Source organism: Aestuariimicrobium kwangyangense DSM 21549 (genome assembly GCF_000421525.1).
In the GTDB taxonomy this organism is placed as follows: Bacteria; Actinomycetota; Actinomycetes; order Propionibacteriales; family Propionibacteriaceae; genus Aestuariimicrobium; species Aestuariimicrobium kwangyangense.
On record NZ_ATXE01000001.1, the window covers coordinates 827755 to 844714 of the forward strand.

The following is a 16960-nucleotide window of genomic DNA, read 5'->3' on the forward strand; positions in this document are numbered from 1 at the left end:
CAAACTCGCCCGCAGCGCTCGAAGTTTGTGGTCCAACCCCGCCAGTGGCTTAGCATGAGGCGCACGCCACGATGTGGATGGCGACGTGACAAGGACCAACGGTGCTACGCAGCCTGTGGGCGATGGCCTATCTCTCCAACGATGGCAGGACCCGTCATCTCGCCCAACAGGGATTCATCGTGGGCCTCGCCGGCACGATCTCGGTCGTCTTCGGCATTTTCCGAGGGGACGACTTCATGGCCCCGGCCATGTGGATCGGCAGGGTGTTGCTGGGGATCGCCACCCTCTCGGTGGTGCTGGTCCCCTGGCGGCGTCTGCCGCCGCTGGCCTCCGCACTTCCGCCCCTGGTGGACATGCTCGCGATCGGGTTGATGCGCATCGGCCTGCCGCTGGACGGCGTCAGCATCGCCTACCTGACCTTCCTGCCAGCCGTGTGGCTTGCCATCTCGCACCGCATGCGAGGGGTACGTCTGGCCGTGCTCGGCTCGGCGCTGCTGGTGGCCGTCCCGGGGCTGCTCGCCCAGATCTTCCTCGCTCGGCCGGCGCCGCCGCCGGGTGGTCAGCCCGACGTCGCCCTGGTCATCAGGTACCTGGTCCTGCCGGTCGTCGTCGGTGTGGTGGCCATCATGCTGGAAGGACTCCACGGTCGACTCCAGCGCGCCGTGGAACTCCAGCACCACTTCGCCATGCAGGTCGAGTCGGAGAGCCAGCAGGCGAGCCATACTGCCGACCTGCTGGAGGCCGTCGGCCAGAGCCTCCCCGTGGGAGTGGTCGTGCTCGACCGGGATGGCCACGACCTCATGCACAACCGCATGAAGGACACCTTCGACTCCTTCATCAAGGGCCCCACGGGAGACGGTGACTTCGTGCACCACCCCGACGGGGTCACGAGGATGCCCGAGGAGTCACGACCGTCGGTGCTGGCGATGGCGGGGGAGACCTTCGACGGGCGGGTGATCGTGATCGGCGAGCCCGGAACGGCCCAGCGGACGATCTCGGTGAGCGCGCGCCCCATCCTGGTCGACGGCGACCTTCCCGATGGGAGCGTCCTGGTCCTCAGTGACATCACCGACCTGAGGAACGCCATTCGGGCGCGCGAGGAGTTCCTGGCCAAGGCCTCACACGAATTGCGTACTCCCTTGACGTCGATCGTCGGTTACCTCGACCTCGTCAGTGAGGAAGTGGTGAAGGACCAACCCGATCTGGGGCTGGTGGGTGAGTACCTGCTGACTGCGACCCGCAATGGCGACCAACTGATGACCCTGGTGCAGGACCTCCTTCTGGAACAGCAGAGCGTCATCGGTGTGCTGAACGTGGTTCCCAAACGCGCCCGAATCACCCAGTTGGTGCAGGAGACCCTCGATTCCGCCCGTCCGCTGGCCGAGGCGAAGGACATCACGTTGTCAGGCGACCTGGATGTCACCCCGGTGATGGTCGTCGACCCCGCCAGACTTCGACAGGTCTTTGACAATCTGGTGTCGAATGCGATCAAGTACACGCAGCCCGGGGGAGAGGTGTCGGTCATGGTCCGGATCTCGCGCGGATCCGTCGAGATCTCGGTGGTCGACAATGGCCCGGGACTTTCGCAGGAGGATGCCGACCAATTGTTCACTCCATTCTTCCGTGCCGGGGGCGGACTACCCGGCGTGGGCGGCGTCGGTCTGGGGCTCACCATCGCCAAGACACTGACCGAGGCACACCACGGATTCATCTCGGTCGACTCGCGACTCGGGCACGGAACCACCGTGCGCGTGACCATCCCCCTGAGCGCACTCGGGGAGCAGGAGTGAGCGCGACCTCGGGTGGCAGACGACCTGTCACGGCGCGCGGCGCCCTGTTCGCAGCCCTGTACGGCGTCGCCGCGTCGTACATCTTCTGCTTCTCGGGTGCCTACGGCTCCGTCGGCAGGGTCTGGTGGCGCGACGTGCTGCTGGTCGTGGTGTCGGTGACCGCTGCCGCTGCCCTGACCTACATCGCCCTGCTGGTGACGGCCTTCCTGCGGGGCAGCGCCGTGGAACCAGGCGATGTCCGGGCGTTGAGCTGGCACCTGCTGGTGCCCTGTCGTGACGAGGAGAGCGTGATCGCAGCCACCGTCTCGGCCGCGAGGACCTCGTTCCCGGACGCGAACGTGTGGGTGATCGACGACGGTTCCGACGATGCCACGGCCTCGATCGTGCAAGGCCTGATGGACTTCGACCCTCGCGTGCACCTGGTGTCACGTCGGCGCCCCCACGCGCGCACGGGCAAGGGCGATGCGCTGAACACGGCCTACGCCGAGGTGTCGGCCGCCATCGGGGGTGACCCCGTGCTTCGCACCCGCTCCGTGATCGGCGTGCTCGACGCCGACGGCTACCTGTCGGAGAACGCGTTGGCCCTGTTGGCCGGGCCCGAGGGATTCGCCAACCCGTCGGTGGGAGCCGTGCAACTCGAGGTTCGGATGAAGAACCGCAATGACCGGCGTCCCCTGCCGCGCGAGGGCCGGCTCAAGAACCTCATGGCGCGGTTCCTCGTCCGGATGCAGGACATGGAGTTCCGGACCTCCAACTCCGCGATGCAACTGGTCCGGATCGGCACCGGAACCGTGGGTATGGGAGGCAACGGCCAATTCACCCGACTCACCGTTCTCGACGCGCTCGCCGAACGTCAGGGCACGCCTTGGGGCAGGAAGCTTGCCGAGGACTACGAACTCGGACTCAACATCCTCAGCCTGGGTTTCACGAACCATTACCTGCGCGACGCCCATGTCTCCCAGGAGGCCCTGCCCCGATTCGGGGCGCTGGTCCGACAGCGAACCCGCTGGGCCCAGGGAAATCTTGAGTGCACCGAACTGCTGAAACTGCTGCGAAGCTCGGGCCAGTTGTCGCGTGCGGGCCTCGTGGAGATCCACTACTTCATGGCGCAACCGTGGATCCTTATGGTGAACCTTCTCGGGGTACCGCTGCTGGCCTACCTGGCATTCCGCGACGGTTCGCTGGATCTCACCCATCAGGTGCTGGCGGTGGCGGGGGTGCTGTTCCTGATCGCCCCCTATGTGATGTGGGGTCCCTTGTACCGAATGCGTGGTGGCGAACGCATCGGAGCCGTGACCTCGGTGGCACTGGGGCTGGGCTATCTGGTGTACGTGTACTTCACCTACGTCTACTACCCCCTCGCCGTGACGCGTCTGATCACGGGTCAGAGCTCATGGATGAAGACCGCACGCAACGCCGACGGTCGAACCCTGAGCACCGCACTCCCCTCAGAACTTGAGCGGGTGCCGGTGCTCGAGGTCGAGCGTGTGCACGAACTGGCCGACGAACTGGGCGGTAGCGAGCAACACGCGATGGAGGTCGTGGCGGCCTACGCGGTCATCTGGCCCAGGCGACTGGCCCAACTCGAACAGTCGGTCAGCGCCGAGGATCGTCGGGCTTCGCGGGACGCCGCGGCGAGCATCCGGGCGGCTTCGTTGATGGTGGGCGCCGAGCGACTGGCCCAGACGGCGCAGACCGTGACCAGTTTGGTCGACGGGGCCGACTTCGACGGCGCTCGCGAGTCCTTGGACGTCGTGACGGTGGTCGGCTCCTCGACGGTTGAGGCACTGAGAGGCCAGTTCCTGCGGAACGGAGCCCCCGGGAATCACTGACGACTTCCGGCGTGAGAGCCCCGTCACAACTCGGTGTGGGGCTCCGTCACAACTCGGTGTGGGGCTCCGTCAGGAGTTCCTCCAGTGCCGTGCGCAGCTTGCTGGGTCGGAAGGGCTTCGTGAAGTACGCATCGGCGCCGGCTTCGAGCCCCTTGGACTGTTCCGAGGCCGAGGAGCGGGCGCTGATCATGACGACCCGACCGTGGCGAGCGTTCATCCGCTCGTCGGTGCGCAGCCGGCGGACCACCTCGGTCCCGTCGATGTCAGGCAGTCCGGCGTCCACCGTGATCAAGTCGTAGCGAGCCCCTTGGCCCGCCAGGTCGAGACCACCGGCGCCCGTACCGGCGGTGCTGACGAGGAATCCGCTTCCCTGCAGCACGATCTCGAGCAGGCGTCGGATGTCGTCGTCGTCCTCAATGACCAGCGCGGCTCGCTGGGTGGTCATGATGCCTCCGGGGGCGGATCGTGAGCGGGGGGTGTCGGCCACTGGCCCGGCGCGGTGGGGCGCGGTCGTCCGGCGGCCTGCAGCCGATGCTATCCAAACCACGATGTCACCGAGAGGTGCCCGAGCGCTGGCCGAACCTGCTTCCGGGCACGGAATATTGACCCGAGGCGTAGAGTTGAGTCAGGTACGCTCAAGTTTGCGCGAACCCCTTCGAAACGCCTCTCCCACGAGAACGTTGTGAACCAGGAGACCTTGTGAACACTGACAAGCTGACCACGATGAGTCGTGACGCCGTCTCGACGGCGGTCCGCACTGCCCTCACCCAGGGCAACCCCCAGGCCGAGCCCAGCCACCTGCTGCATGCCCTGTTGCTGGCACCCGACAACACCGTCGGCGCGCTGCTGCAGGCGGTCAAGGTCGACCCCCAGGTCGTGAAGGCGGCCGCCCAGGGAGCCATGGCGAAGTTGCCGTCGGCCCAGGGCTCGTCCGTCTCACAACCGACCCTGTCCGGCCCGCTGGCTCGCGTGCTGGCCGATGCCGAGACCCGCGCGCAGTCGCTCGGCGACTCCTTCGTCTCCAGCGAGCACCTGCTGATCGCGCTGGCGGCCATCACCTCCGATGCGAGCGCCATCCTCACCCAGTTGGGGGCCACCGCCAAGAAGCTCACCGACGCCTTCCAGGCCAACCGTGGCGACAAGCGGGTCACCTCGGCCGAGAGCGAGGGCGGTGAGTCGGCGCTCGACAAGTACTCCGTCGACCTCACCCAGCGCGCCCGCGACGGCAAGCTCGATCCCGTGATCGGGCGGGACGCCGAGATCCGCCGCGTCGTGCAGGTGCTGGCCCGACGCACCAAGAACAACCCCGTGCTGATCGGCGAGCCCGGCGTCGGCAAGACCGCCGTCGTCGAGGGTCTGGCACAACGGGTGATCGCCGGTGACGTGCCCGACTCGCTCACGGGACGACGGGTCGTCTCGCTCGACCTGGCGTCGATGGTGGCCGGGTCGAAGTACCGCGGCGAGTTCGAGGAGCGGCTGAAGGCCGTCCTCAACGAGATCCGCGACGCCGAGGGCCAGATCATCACCTTCATCGACGAGTTGCACACCGTGGTCGGTGCGGGATCGACGGGTGACAGTTCGATGGACGCCGGCAACATGTTGAAGCCGATGCTGGCCCGCGGTGAGCTGCGGATGATCGGTGCGACCACCCTCGACGAGTACCGCGAGCGGATCGAGAAGGATCCCGCACTGGAACGGCGCTTCCAGCAGGTCTACGTCGGCGAGCCCTCGGTCGAGGACACCATCGCCATCCTGCGTGGGTTGCGGGAGCGCTATGAGGCCCACCACAAGGTGCGCATCACCGACGGGGCGCTGGTCGCCGCTGCCTCGTTGTCGAGCCGCTACATCACCTCTCGTCAACTGCCCGACAAGGCCATCGACCTGATCGACGAGGCGGCATCGAGGTTGCGGATGGAGATCGACTCCTCGCCGGAGGAGATCGACGCGCTGCGCCGCAGCGTCGACCGGATGTCGATGGAGGTGTTCGCCCTCGAGAAGGAGGAGGATGCCGGATCGAAGGCCAGGCTGCAGCGACTGCAGGCCGACCTGGCGGACGCCAAGGAGCAACTGCGCGGGCTCGAGGCACGGTGGGAGCAGGAGAAGTCGGGCCTCAACAAGGTGGGTGAGATCAAGGAGGAGATCGACAAGCTCCGCACCGAGGCCGACCGGTTGATGCGTCAGGGCGACCTGGCGAAGGCGGCCGAGATCCAGTACGGACGGATCCCCGAGCTCGAGAAGCAACTCGAGGCAGCCTCCCAGGCCGAGGAGACCGCTCCCCGGATGGTGTCGGAGGAGGTCGGCTCGCACGACATCGCCGACGTGGTGTCGGCCTGGACCGGGATCCCGGTCGGGAAGATGTTGCAGGGCGAGTCCGAGAAGTTGCTGTCGATGGAGGCACACATCGGTGAACGGCTGATCGGCCAGAAGAAGGCCGTCACCGCGGTCTCCGATGCGGTGCGTCGTTCGCGGGCCGGAATCTCCGACCCGAATCGTCCGACCGGGTCCTTCCTCTTCCTGGGGCCGACCGGTGTCGGCAAGACCGAACTGGCGAAGTCGTTGGCCGAATTCCTCTTCGACGACGAGAGCGCCATCGTCCGCATCGACATGAGCGAGTACTCCGAGAAGCACTCCGTCTCGCGCCTGGTCGGGGCTCCTCCCGGCTACGTGGGCTACGAGGAGGGTGGCCAGCTCACCGAGGCGGTGCGCCGTCGTCCGTACTCGGTCGTGCTGCTCGACGAGGTCGAGAAGGCACACCCCGACCTGTTCAACATCTTGTTGCAGGTGCTGGACGACGGTCGGCTCACCGACGGGCAGGGGCGCACGGTCGACTTCCGCAACACCATCCTGATCATGACCTCCAACCTGGGATCGCAGTTCCTGGCAGACCAGAACCTCGAACCGCAGACCAAGCGTGATGCGGTCATGGGGGTGGTGCGGCAGAACTTCCGGCCCGAGTTCCTGAACCGGCTCGACGACATCGTCTTCTTCGACCCGTTGACCACCGAGGACCTGACGCGCATCGTCGACACCAACCTGGTCAAGGTCAACAAGCGCCTTGCCGAGCGTCGGATCACCATCGACGTCACCCGCGGTGCCAAGGACTGGCTCGCTGCGACCGGTTTCGACCCGGTCTACGGTGCTCGTCCACTGCGACGTCTGATCCAGACGACGCTTGAGGACCAGCTGGCCCGCGAACTGCTCGGCGGTCAGGTCACCGACGGTGACACGGTGGTGGTCGACGTGAACGACACCTTCGACGGGCTCGCAGTACACCGGTCAGACCGGGTTGGCGATGCCGTCGGCGAGCGCGCCTCGCTCTCCTGAGCGCTCCGCACTGGGTGATCCCCGCAGATGATCCTGAAGGGGCCGGGGGCGGGTGGAGGCACCGCCCCCGGCCTGGGGTCAGCCGACCCGTGAGACCTCGCGCAGCGAGATGTCGCCGGTGACGGTGCTGGCCCTGATCTCCAGGTGGGCGTCACCCTCCCGGGGCTGTCCGGCGCCCTGGAGGTCGGACGAGACCCGTCCGGTCAGCGTGTTCACGTCGGTCCACACCGGGATGCCCGCTCGGACGCCGATGGTGATGTCACCGGCGGCAGTGTTGCACTGGAGCGACCCGCCGGCGAGTTCGCGGACGCTGATGTCGCCCGACCCGGTGCTGACCCGAACGAGACCGTGCACGGTGGCGATCGAGATGTCGCCCGAACCACTGTTGAGGGTGCCCTCCTCGACGACGGACGACACGGTGAGGTCACCGCTGCCGGTGCGGGCCCTGACGGTCGAGTTGTTCTCATGGACGGTGATGTCACCCGACCCCGTCGAGACGTCGAGCGGGCCGAGCACCCGATGGGCCGAGACGTCACCCGAGCCGCTGCGCGCCGTCAGCGTCGCGGCCTCGTGCACCGAGATGTCGCCATGACCCGTGGTCAGGTGGCCGTCGTTGATCCGACCCTCGGCGCTGACATCCCCGTGGCCGGTGTCGACCCGGAGATCGGACCCCGCCGGCGCCTCGAGGCGGATGGTGACAGGGAAGCTGTGCCCACCGTTGAGCCGGTCGGCATGCGCCAGGTCGACCACCAACTGCCCGTCCGAGAAGGTCGGCGCCACCGGCTCCAGGTCGATCGGGTGGCGGGTGTCGAGCGTGACACCGACGGTGCCCGCGTTCTCGACGAGGTCGATGATGACGTCACCGTGCTGGTTGCGCACGACGGCGCGGATCGGGGCGGTGCAGTCGAAGGTGCGGTCCAAGCTGGTCATGGTTCTTCCTTTCAGACCCAGCCGGTCAGGCGACGACCGGGCTGGTGGGAGGGGCGGGTGCTGAGTGCCTGCCGGACGGCCTCGGTGATCCAGGTGTTGAGCGACTGGCCCTGACGACCGGCGGCCTCGTCGGCGCGCGATTTCAGGGATTCCGGCAGTCGGACGGTGATACGGGTGAGCGAGGAGTCATCGTCCTCGAGCACCTGGGTGGGTTCCTCGGCGCCGGTGCGGGTGACCGCGAAGTGCGGGTCCCGTCCGGCCATGCGCACCTCGATGAGCGTGTCACCGAGGGTCGACGTGAGCTCGGCGGCAGCTGTCGACAGGAGGTCGACCAGTGTCAGTCGCAGCGAGGGGTCGAGCGCGAGCAGCAGGCGGTGGGCCGCTGCCCTGGCTTCGCCGTCACCCAGGGCGGCGGCGTTGGTGAGGTCGCGGCGGACCGCCTCGACGTGGGGTGCAAGTTCCATGACATCAGTCTGACGTCTCCATGACGTCATGTCAAGCAATCTATGACGTCATTCTGTGTCACTCACTGCGTGGGACGATGGGCGGGTGACATTCGAGGTGCTTCCTGATCCCGCGCAGGCCGGGAACTGGCTGGTCAGGATGGGGACGACTGACCAGTCCCACGTGAACCCCGACGACCCGACCCACCTCGAGTTCGACTACATGCAGCGCATCGCCGTGCATCTCGACCACCATGCGCCAGCCGGTGAGCGCTACCGGGTGGTGCACCTCGGCGGTGCGGGGCTGACGCTCGCCCGCTACCTCGCGCACACTCGTCCGACCTCACCGCAGATCGTCTGCGAACCCAACGAGGCCCTCACGGCGGCGGTCCGTGAACACATCCCGCTCCCCAGGAACTCCGGCATCAAGGTGCGCCCGGTCGACGGACGATCCGGGGTGGCGGTCATGCCGGACGACTATGCGGACGTGGTCATCATCGACGCCTTCGCCGGGGCCAGGGTGCCGGCTGACCTGGTCACCGCCGAGTTCTTCGCCGACGTCAGGCGGATCTGTCGCCCCACCGCCCAGGTGCTGATGAACGTCACCGACACCCACCCCTTCACCTGGACCAGACGCGTGGTTGCGGGTTTGCGGCTCTACTTCAGCGAGGTGAGCCTGTCGACCGAGTCGGCCACGTTGAAGGGCCGCCGGTTCGGCAACGTCGTGATCGGCGCGTCCCGGGTGCCGCTGCCGATCGAGGCGCTCAACCGGGCGGCTGCCGGTGCACCCTTCCCCTACCGCGTGGTGGTGGGCGAGCATCTCGACACCTTGGTCGCGGGGGCCCAACCGTTCCACGACGGCGCCTCGGAGCAGTCACCGCTCCCACCCTCGGGACGGCTCGCCTTCCTCTGAACGACTCGACCCGGGTTGCGCCCCCGGAACTCGTCCCCAGATCCGGTGGGGAGGCCCCGGGGAGTGGTCGAGCACCGACTGGCGACGTGTTTCCGGGATCAGGCGACGGCGACGGGCAGAATGGCTGCCATGCCTTCCGCCCGTCCCCGCCCCCGAAGCACGCGCGGTGGGGGTGTGGTGCGCGGGCTGCTGCTCGGGATGGTGATCGCGGTCGTCACCGCCGGGCTGACGCTGGGGTGGATCGGGTGGGGATCCGATCTCGTGGCGAGGCGGCGAGCCAGGGACGCGATGGCTGCCTTCGGGGCCTCGGCACCCGCCAGCGTCGGCGAGGCGAGGGCCCACCCGGGGGCCACGATCGCGATCGTGTCGATCCCGCGCCTGGGACTCACCTGGCCCCTCGTCTCGGGCACCGACCACCTCGACCGCGGTCTGGGGTGGGTGCCGACGACCAGCTTTCCCGGCGAGACCGGGAACGCTGCAGTGACCGGGACGCGCCTGACCGACGGCTCGCCCCTGCGCCACTTCGGTGACCTGCGGGTCGGCGACGACATCGTCGTTCGCACCAGCGCCCGATCGTTCACATACCGGGTCGTCGTGCCGCCGTCCTCGCTCACCGTCGACCGGGACGACACCTGGGTGCTCGACGGCGTTCCCGGTCACCCCGGTGTGGTGCCGACCGCATCGGTGCTGACCATCATCTCGAGCCAGGACCTGCTGGCCTCGAGGGAGCGATCGGTCTGCTTCGCCGTGCTCAGTGGAGGCTGACGCCTCAGGCGGTCTGTGCCGCGTCGAGGTCGGCGCGGGTGAGCACCGAGACAACCCGTAGCCCGACATCCGCGAGCGGGTTCTCGTCCGCAGGGGAGCGGTCGATGGCGCACACCACCGTCTCGACGATCGCACCCTCGGCGCGCAGTGCGCGGGTGGCATCGCGGACGGCCCCGCCGGTGGTGATGACGTCCTCGATCAGGGTGACGCGGCGGCCCTGGATGTCGGGCCCCTCGGCGAGTTTGCAGGTTCCGTACTGCTTGGCCTGTTTGCGCACGAACAGGGCGGGCGTGCCCGTCTTGGCGCTCACCATGGTGGCGATCGGGATCCCGCCGAGTTCCAGGCCGCCCAGCAGTTCGGTACCCTCCGGCAGCAGGGCGACCATGGCGGTGGCCACCCGGTCGAGCAGGGCGGGCCGGCACTCGAAGAGGTACTTGTCGAAGTAGGTGTCGGCCACCTGTCCGGAGCGCAGCGTGAAGCTGCCGGTGAGTCGGCAGACCTCGTTGATGTCATGGGCGAGAGTGGGGTCGGACATGGCTGAGACTCTAGTGCCGTACCCTCCCGACGACGCCCGTGAGGTCCGTCGGCGCCACCGGGTGTGACCCCCGCCGGGAACCCGTGGGGGGAACCGCCCGGGCGCTAGGGTTGCTGCCATGGAATGGGTCATCCTCATCGTCGTGGTCGCACTGATCGCACTCGCCCTGCTGCTCTTCGTGGCTCCCTACAACAGCTTCGTCCGGCTCCGGAACACCATCCAGGAATCGTGGCGGCAGGTCGACGTCGAACTGAACCGACGCTACGAACTGATCCCCAACCTCGTCGAGACGGTGCGCGCCTACGCCGCGCACGAGCGGAACACCCTCGAGGAGGTGACCCGCCTGCGCAACCAGGCAGCGACCCTCGCCCACCAAGGAGGCGGAGACGTGCCCTCGGAGCAGCGGGCACAGCTCGAGGGCGCCCTCTCGGGTGCCGTGCGCAACCTGATGGTCTCGGTCGAGGCCTACCCCGATCTCAAGTCGAACCAGAACTTCCTCGAGCTGCAGCGTGAGCTGACCGACACCGAGGACCGGATCGCGGCCGGCCGCCGGTTCTACAACGCCAACGTGCGCGCGTACAACACCAAGGTCGAACAGGTGCCGAGCAACATCGTCGCCAACCTGTTCCACTTCGAGAAGGCCACCTACTTCGAGGTCAACGACCAGGCGGTCCGGCAGGCCCCCGACGTGAACTTCGGCGAGATCTCCTACCGCGCCGGTGACCCACAGTCGCAGCAGACTCCCGCCCTGCCCCAGCAGACCAGCCAGCCGACGTGGGACCAGCAGTCTCCCCAGCAGAACCAGGTTCCCCAGCAGTACCAGCAGCCGGCTCAGCCCCAGTACCAGCCGCCCCAGTACCAGCAGCCGGGTCAGAACCAGCAGCCGGCTCAGCCGCAGCAGCAACCCGACCAGCCCCAGCAGGGCTACCAGCCGCCCACCTACGGGCAGCACTGATCCAGCACCGGTCCCGGATCCGATACCGGGAGACCCGTCGCGGGCCAGGACGACCGAAGGCCGCTCAGGATGTCTGGGCGGCCTTCCGCCGTGCCATCAGGTATTCGATGCCCATCGGAACCAGCGAGACGAACACGATCGCGATCAGCACCGTCTCGATGTGGTTGTGGATGAACGGCACCTGCCCGAGGAAGTAGCCCAACGTGGTCACCCCACAGGCCCACAGCACGCCGCCCAGGGCGGTGTACGAGATGAACTTGCGGAAGTCCATGCGCGCGACGCCCGCGACCAGGGTCACGAAGGTGCGCACGAGCGGGACGAAACGGGCCAGCACGAGTGCCCTCGCGCCGTACTTGTCGTAGAAGGCCTGGGTGCGCTCGACATGGCGCGGGTCGAACAACTTGCCCATCAGTCCCTTGCGCGGTTTGAACAGGGGCGGGCCCACCAGTCGTCCGAGGTGGTAGCCGGCGACATTGCCGAGCACGGCGAAGAAGGTCAGCACCACGCACGCGATCACGAGGGTCTGTACCGGTGAGCCCATGGCAATGGCTGGGGCAGCGGTTCCGGCACCCGCGATCAGCATGCCCACCGTGAACAGCAGCGAGTCGCCGGGCAGCAGGGAGAACAGGCCGCACTCGGCGAAGATGATGGCTGCGACCACCCACAGGGCCCATGGACCGGCAGCGGCGATGATCTTCTCGGGATCGAACCACGAGGGGAGCAACATCGGCACCAGGGTCGGGAACGACGAGAGCAAGGTGGGAATCAGCACGAGCCAACGGTAGCTTCTCGACTGTGACAGACCCCGCTTCCGTGCAGGAGCCCGACCTCTCGTCCCCCAGCCTGGGCGCCGGCATCGGCGTGGGGCCGCACCCCCAGCCGTGGCCGGTCGGACCCCAGTACGACCCCGAACTGCTGGCCGGGGGTGACCGCCGCAACGTGGTCGACGGCTACCGCTACTGGACGATCGAGGCGATCGTCGCCGATCTCGACCGCTCCCGGGCACCCCTGCACGTCGCCATCCAGAACTGGGAACACGACTTCAACATCGGTTCCATCGTGCGCACCGCGAACGCGTTCAACGTTGCCGGGGTGCACATCCTCGGACGGCGCCGCTGGAACCGGCGGGGGGCCATGGTCACCGACCGCTACCTGCACGTGCACCACCACGCCAGCGTCAACGACTTCCTCGACTGGTTGGCCGAGCACGACGTCGTCCCGGTCGGGATCGACAACCTGCCGGGATCGGTGCCCTTGGAGACAGCACGGCTGCCCGAGAACTGCTGCCTCGTGTTCGGTTCGGAGGGTCCGGGGTTGACCGACGAGATGGTGGCCGCCTGCAGCCAGGTGGTCGAGATCAGCCAGTACGGGTCGACCCGCTCCATCAACGCTGGGGCGGCGGCCGCCATCGCCATGTGGGCATGGGGTCAGCAGCACCCACGCTGACCCGGTTGCGGCGAGGGCGACCCCCTAGCATGGGGCTCATGCAGACTCCCGAGGCCTTCGTCGTCGGCTTCAACCCGGTGGCGAGCGCGACGCGCGTGGCCAAGGCTCAGTCCCAATTGAAGTGGTCGCTGTGGATGGCGCTGCCCTATGCCGGTCTGGGGGTCGTCTACTACTGGCTCGGCTCGGGACCGGGGCGCATGACCACCGTCATCTCGGCCTTGGCGGTCAGCTTCGTGATCTGGGCCGGCTTCCTGGTCTGGCGGATCGTGAACCTTCGGAGCGCCAGGTCTGCCCTGGCGAAGGTCGGCGCCGGCGAGGCCTTTCGCATCTCCCACTCCGGGTTGACCCTCGCCGACACCTCCGAGCAGATCGCCTGGCACGACATCTCCGAACTCAAGGCCGTTGGACGACCCGCTGGCGCGGGCCCGGAACTGCAGGTGCGGCATCGGGGCGGCACCTATCAGGTGCCGCTGAGCTTCCTCGACGCGATGCCCGGATCCATCGACTCGGCCCTGCGTGCCTATTCCGGTGGACGACGCGGTCTCGACCTGGGCGAACTGGACTCGGTCTTCTCGCAGTAGGGCCGTGGCCCGAGCCGGCACCCCACCCGGGGGCGCCTCCCCGATCCCGCAGCGCTCCCAGCCAAGATCCGACCCGGGTGCGTGGGGCCGCCCCCGGTTTGCCAGAATGGGGGACGACCGCAGAGTCCGCGAAGTAGAAAGAGGCAGACATGCCCATTGCAACTCCCGAGGTTTACGCCGAGATGATCGATCGGGCCAAGGAAGGCAAGTTCGCCTACCCGGCCATCAACATCACCTCGTCGTCGACCATCACCGCTGCCATCCAGGGCTTCGCCGAGGCCGGCTCCGACGGCATCATCCAGGTCTCGACCGGTGGCGCCGAGTACGGCTCGGGCGCGACCATCAAGGACATGGTCACCGGTGCGACCGCCCTGGCCGCCTACGCTCGCGAGGTCGCCAAGAACTACTCGGTGAACATCGCCCTGCACACCGACCACTGCCCCAAGAACAAGCTGGACGGTTTCGTGCGTCCCCTGCTGGCCATCTCGGAGGAGCGTGTCGCCCGCGGCGAGGACCCCCTGTTCAACTCGCACATGTGGGACGGCTCGGCCGTCGAACTGGGCGAGAACCTCGACATCGCCTCCGAACTGCTCGAGCGCACCTCGAAGGCCAAGATCATCCTCGAGATCGAGGTGGGCGTCGTCGGTGGTGAGGAGGACGGCGTCGTCGGCGAGATCAACGACAAGCTGTACACGACCGTTGCCGACGGCATGGCCACCATCGAGAAGCTGGGCCTGGGCGAGAAGGGCCGCTACCTGACGGCCCTCACCTTCGGCAACGTGCACGGCGTCTACAAGCCGGGCGCGGTCAAGCTTCGTCCCGAGGTGCTGAAGGAGATCCAGGACGCCGTCGGCGCGAAGTACGGCAAGGAACGCCCCTTCGACCTCGTGTTCCACGGTGGCTCGGGCTCGTCCCCGGAGGAGATCGCTGCCGCGGTCGACTACGGAGTCGTGAAGATGAACATCGACACCGACACCCAGTACGCCTACACGCGCCCCGTGGTGGAGCACATGTTCCGCAACTACGACGGTGTGCTGAAGATCGACGGAGAGGTCGGCAACAAGAAGCAGTACGACCCCCGCGCCTGGGGCAAGCTGGCCGAGGCCGGCATGGCCAAGCGCGTCGTCGAGGCCTGCGAGTACCTGCGGAGCTCGGGCACCACGCTCGGCAAGTGACCGACCGTCTGGGTTGAACCAGTTGGGTTGAACCAATTGTGGTGAACCACCGGCGGGTTTGAGCGGGCCATCCCCGCACCGACACGGGCCGTCTCCCTCGTGGGGGCGGCCCTTCGTCGTCCACGTGGCAACGCTGAGCCCGTGCTCACAGTCTGTGCACAGGGACGCCACAGCGCAGCCATCACCGGCGTCGATGGAGTGTCGCCATGACGACCAGCGCCTTCGACGCCACGCTCCCTTCTCGACAGGAACTGCCCCTGCAGGCGCCGGTGGTGGGAGTAGAACCGTCCCGCCGTTCGAAAGCATGGGTGTGGGTGGCGCTGGCCGCCTTGGTGCTCGCCGCGGGAGTGCTCTATGGGACCGGCATCAAGCTCGGTATGGTGCACAACTTCTACAACCCCGCCGTGCACTCGATGAGCGTCTCGTGGCGGGCCTTCTTCTGGATGGGCTATGACCCAGCCGCGTCGATCACCCTCGACAAGCTGCCGCTCAGCTTCCAGGTCGAGGCACTCTCGGCCAGGGTGTTCGGGTTCAGCACCTGGTCGGTGCTCCTTCCCCAGGTGGTCGAGGCCTGCCTCACGATCGTGGCCATGTTCTGGGTGGTGCGGCGCTGGATGGGCGCCCGCTCCGGACTGGTCGCCGCCGCCATGTACGCGACCACGCCGATCGTCGCGGCTCTGGCCCACGCCCAGATCACCGACACCTTGTTGGTGCTCCTGCTCGTCATCGCCACCCACTTCCTGCTCAAGGCCGTCACCACCGGCCGCTGGACGTGGTTGCTGCTCGCCGGGGTCTTCGTGGGGTTGGCGTTCCAGGCGAAGATGGCGCAGGCCTGGGGGGTCCTGCCCGCCTTCGCGCTGGTGTACTTCATGGCCGCACCACCGCGCTGGACGAAGCGGTTGCTGCAGTTGGCCGTGACGGCCGTGGTCACCGTGGCGGTCTCGGTCTGGTGGCTCGTGGCGGTCAGTCTGGTGCCCGCCTCGCAGCGTCCGTGGATCGACGGGTCGCGGACCAATTCAGCGTGGGACATGGTCTTCGTCTACAACCTGTTGGGGCGCTACGAGTCCGGCCAGGGAGTGCAGTCTCCCGGGGGCGGCGTGGGGCAGGGCTGGCGGTACATGGTCTCGAACGCGATCACCACGCAGGTCGGTTGGTTCTACCCCTTGGCCACCCTCGGGCTGCTGCTCGGGCTGGTGTGGCGGTGGCGTCGTCCTCGCACCGACCCGGTGCGCGCCGGGATCGTGCTGTTCGCTGTCTGGTTCATCGTGCACGCCGTTGCCTTCAGCCTTGGCCGGGTCGCCCACTCCTTCTACGTGGTGGCTGTGGCCCCGGCCGTGGTCGGTCTGGCCGTGGTCGCGGTGAAGATGGCGGCCCTCGCCTGGCGGGCAGGTGGTTGGCGGCGCGGGCTGGCGCCATCCGCGCTGGGTCTGCAGATCGGATGGGCGGTCTGGTTGCAGCACCAGTTCCCCGATTTCCGCGCTTGGTCGATCCCGCTGACGATCGGTCTCGGGGCGGGGGCCTTGGTCCTGCTCGCCCTCTCGTGGGGCGTCGCGCGGCGGGCGAGAGGTTTGGCTCGATGGCTGCAGGGAGTAGCGGCAGTCGTCTCGGTGGGAGCCGTGCTGGCCATCCCGGCGACGTGGGCGGCCTCGACCATCGAGCAGGGCTACTCCGGTTCCACCATCGGTCCCGCCGCGGGCCCGAGCCAGGGTGGCGGAGGCTTCGGTGGCGCCGGTGGCGGCCAGTCCGGCCAGGGCACGGCGCAGACGCCCACCCGCGACGACGGCCAGCGGCCACCGTTCGGCCAAGCTCCCAGTGGTGTCGCCGGGTCGCCCGACCAAGTGGGTGGCGGCTCGGCGACGGGTTCGGCCGCTCGCGTCGGGGAGGGAGCCGGCGGGGGAGGTGTGGGCGGCTCGGTCGACAGCACGGTGGCCGAGTGGCTGCAGAGCCACGAACCCGGGTCGAAGTATCTGGTCGCCATCCCCGGATCGCAGGCTGCGGGACCGTGGTTGCTGGCTGGCTACGACGTGCTGCCGATGGGTGGGTTCACCGGATCCATCGGCTACCCCAGCGTCCCTGAGCTGCAGAAGCTGATCAGCGCGGACGACCTTCGCTACGTGATGCTCGGCGGGGGGATGGGGGGTGGTGCCATGGGGTCGTCCGGCGCCTCGGCCCTGAACACCTGGGTGCAGGCGAACTGCACAGAGGTCACCGACTCGGCCGTCTCTTCGGCTCAGATCTACGACTGCCAAGCCTGAGGGCTCAGGCGACTCA

Annotated in this window: 15 protein-coding genes; 10 read left to right on the forward strand and 5 right to left on the reverse strand. The window is 67.8% G+C overall.

What is annotated here, in order from left to right; genetic code table 11:
• Window positions 1-122 precede the first annotated feature (122 nt).
• Both H507_RS0103625 and H507_RS0103630 read left to right on the forward strand, forming a co-directional pair.
• A complete protein-coding gene (locus H507_RS0103625) occupies window positions 123-1790 on the forward strand; it encodes a sensor histidine kinase (RefSeq protein WP_022909365.1) in 1668 nt (555 codons plus the stop codon).
• Window positions 1787-3622 (forward strand): glycosyltransferase, encoded by a 1836-nt coding sequence (locus H507_RS0103630; protein ID WP_051139618.1) that lies wholly within the window; start codon window positions 1787-1789, stop codon window positions 3620-3622. Before H507_RS0103625 ends, H507_RS0103630 begins: the two co-directional genes overlap by 4 nt.
• A gap of 46 nt (window positions 3623-3668) precedes the next feature.
• Here the strand turns inward: H507_RS0103630 and H507_RS14505 are convergent, their stop codons facing one another.
• On the reverse strand, window positions 3669-4067 hold the full coding sequence (locus tag H507_RS14505) for a response regulator transcription factor (protein ID WP_040437401.1): 399 nt from the start codon (window positions 4065-4067) through the stop codon (window positions 3669-3671).
• A gap of 278 nt (window positions 4068-4345) precedes the next feature.
• Between H507_RS14505 and clpB the strand changes: the two genes are divergently transcribed.
• Window positions 4346-6946, forward strand: coding sequence for an ATP-dependent chaperone ClpB (clpB, locus tag H507_RS14510; RefSeq protein ID WP_425393301.1), 2601 nt, complete (start codon window positions 4346-4348; stop codon window positions 6944-6946).
• A 78-nt stretch (window positions 6947-7024) separates the two neighbouring features.
• On the opposite strand, the gene H507_RS14515 is transcribed toward clpB, so the two are convergent.
• Together H507_RS14515 and H507_RS14520 are read right to left on the reverse strand one after the other, a co-directional pair.
• A complete protein-coding gene (locus H507_RS14515; RefSeq protein WP_022909367.1) occupies window positions 7025-7876 on the reverse strand; it encodes a DUF4097 family beta strand repeat-containing protein in 852 nt (283 codons plus the stop codon).
• A gap of 11 nt (window positions 7877-7887) precedes the next feature.
• Window positions 7888-8340, reverse strand: coding sequence for a toxin-antitoxin system HicB family antitoxin (locus H507_RS14520; protein ID WP_022909368.1), 453 nt, complete (start codon window positions 8338-8340; stop codon window positions 7888-7890).
• A gap of 139 nt (window positions 8341-8479) precedes the next feature.
• On the opposite strand from H507_RS14520, the gene H507_RS0103655 reads away from it, so the two are divergent.
• The gene (locus tag H507_RS0103655) at window positions 8480-9232 is read left to right on the forward strand and encodes a spermidine synthase (RefSeq protein ID WP_051139686.1); all 753 of its coding nucleotides are present in this window, start codon (window positions 8480-8482) and stop codon (window positions 9230-9232) included.
• A gap of 129 nt (window positions 9233-9361) precedes the next feature.
• Window positions 9362-9997 (forward strand): class E sortase, encoded by a 636-nt coding sequence (locus H507_RS0103660; RefSeq protein WP_051139619.1) that lies wholly within the window; start codon window positions 9362-9364, stop codon window positions 9995-9997.
• A gap of 4 nt (window positions 9998-10001) precedes the next feature.
• Here H507_RS0103660 and pyrE read toward each other — a convergent pair whose 3' ends face one another.
• The gene (gene pyrE / locus H507_RS0103665) at window positions 10002-10532 is read right to left on the reverse strand and encodes an orotate phosphoribosyltransferase (RefSeq protein WP_022909371.1); all 531 of its coding nucleotides are present in this window, start codon (window positions 10530-10532) and stop codon (window positions 10002-10004) included.
• Between the two features lie 118 nt (window positions 10533-10650).
• Here pyrE and H507_RS0103670 point away from each other — a divergent pair, with 118 nt between their 5' ends.
• On the forward strand, window positions 10651-11487 hold the full coding sequence (locus H507_RS0103670; protein WP_026377723.1) for a LemA family protein: 837 nt from the start codon (window positions 10651-10653) through the stop codon (window positions 11485-11487).
• 64 nt (window positions 11488-11551) lie between these two features.
• Here the strand turns inward: H507_RS0103670 and H507_RS0103675 are convergent, their stop codons facing one another.
• Complete coding sequence (locus H507_RS0103675) at window positions 11552-12244, reverse strand: DedA family protein (RefSeq protein WP_425393304.1); 693 nt, start codon at window positions 12242-12244, stop codon at window positions 11552-11554.
• A 98-nt stretch (window positions 12245-12342) separates the two neighbouring features.
• Between H507_RS0103675 and H507_RS0103680 the strand changes: the two genes are divergently transcribed.
• From H507_RS0103680 to H507_RS18345, 4 genes are all read left to right on the forward strand, one after another.
• Window positions 12343-12933, forward strand: coding sequence for a TrmH family RNA methyltransferase (locus H507_RS0103680; protein ID WP_211217307.1), 591 nt, complete (start codon window positions 12343-12345; stop codon window positions 12931-12933).
• Between the two features lie 38 nt (window positions 12934-12971).
• Window positions 12972-13514 (forward strand): hypothetical protein, encoded by a 543-nt coding sequence (locus tag H507_RS0103685; RefSeq protein ID WP_022909374.1) that lies wholly within the window; start codon window positions 12972-12974, stop codon window positions 13512-13514.
• A 149-nt stretch (window positions 13515-13663) separates the two neighbouring features.
• A complete protein-coding gene (gene fbaA / locus H507_RS0103690; RefSeq protein WP_022909375.1) occupies window positions 13664-14689 on the forward strand; it encodes a class II fructose-bisphosphate aldolase in 1026 nt (341 codons plus the stop codon).
• A 206-nt stretch (window positions 14690-14895) separates the two neighbouring features.
• Window positions 14896-16944, forward strand: a complete 2049-nt coding sequence (locus tag H507_RS18345) for a glycosyltransferase family 39 protein (RefSeq protein ID WP_022909376.1) — start codon at window positions 14896-14898, stop codon at window positions 16942-16944.
• The last annotated feature ends 16 nt before the right edge of the window (window positions 16945-16960 follow it).